The organism is Oleiphilus sp. HI0086, from assembly GCF_001635225.1.
Genome location: NZ_LWFZ01001382.1, coordinates 1 through 1,225 on the forward strand (window position 1 = coordinate 1; position 1,225 = coordinate 1,225).

Genomic DNA, 1,225 nt, shown 5'->3' on the forward strand with positions numbered 1-1,225 from the left:
GCTCCTAAAGTTATTCAGAACTGGCATACTGTTGTGAAAACACGAGATATCAATGCTCTAGACAATTTATTGGCTGATAACGCCACGATGTTTTCTCCGGTAGTTCATACTCCGCAAAGAGGCAAAGCCATTACAAAACTATACCTAATGGGCGCAATGCAAACGATTGCGAATGAACACTTCAAATATATTCAAGAAGTTTACAACGACCATTTTGCCGTGCTCGAATTCGAAACCCTTATTGACGGCAAAACCGTCAATGGTGTCGACATGATCACCTGGAACGAAGATGATCAAATAACTGAATTCAAAGTCATGCTGCGCCCTCTTCAGGGCATCAATGCCGTTCACAAGGCAATGGGTGAAGCGCTCGCAAAATTTCAACAAGGACAATAAACTCGTCATCACGGGGAAGCTCGCTGTGCAGTTTTCCTAATGACAAGCCAAATAGAGATTTATTGATATGAAAAGATCCTTGAAACTCCCAAGTCTTTCAAATGTATTAAGCTATGTGGTGGCTACATTAGCGATCATCGCGACGCTCTATGGCCTAGTGCTTGGCCTGCGCCTGGTTCCACCAGACCAGCTACGAATAGCAGCGGGAGTAGAAGGTAGTGCCTATTATCAAATAGCGCAACAATACCGAGAAATTTTAGCTGAGGATGGTCTTCAATTAGAGATAGTCGAAACCGCTGGTTCACGCGAAAATAGTAAACTGATTGATGCCACGAATAGCACGGTAGACATCGCCCTGATCCAAGGCGGCATTAAATCAAGCAACCCCAATATCAACGCATTGGCAGCCGTCTTTCCAGAGCCGCTCTTAGCCTTCGCCAGAGTTGAAGCCCAAGTCAACGGCAACCCGTTTTCATGGACAGGGAAACGCGTTGCACTGGGTGCACAAGGTAGCGGTACTCGAGCTGTAGTTGAGCAATTAGCAGAGATTAGCGCTGCGCCAGCCCTCAGTAATAATACAGCTCCCGAAGCATTCTTGGGCGGCAAAGCCGCTTCCGAAGCCCTACTCTCGGGCAATCTCGACCTGGCATTTTTTGTTGCGCCACTTAGCGCACCTTATCTTCAAGCCTTATATGATAACCCGGCGATCCAGTTATTGCCGCTTGATCATGGCCAAGCACTCGCAAGCCAGCTTCATGAAGCTCACTATATCAATTTATTGAGTGGCTCACTTCGATATCACCCGGCCTACCCCGAAGCTGCCGTGCCA

General features: G+C 47.3%; 2 protein-coding genes. Both read left to right on the forward strand.

What is annotated here, in order from left to right; genetic code table 11:
* Positions 1 to 396 (forward strand): nuclear transport factor 2 family protein (locus tag A3756_RS23640; RefSeq protein ID WP_368664621.1); only part of this gene is annotated, 396 nt, incomplete at its 5' end.
* Positions 397 to 463: 67 nt separating this feature from the next.
* A partial coding sequence (locus A3756_RS23645; protein WP_197481502.1) for a TAXI family TRAP transporter solute-binding subunit occupies positions 464 to 1,225 on the forward strand: 762 nt, incomplete at its 3' end.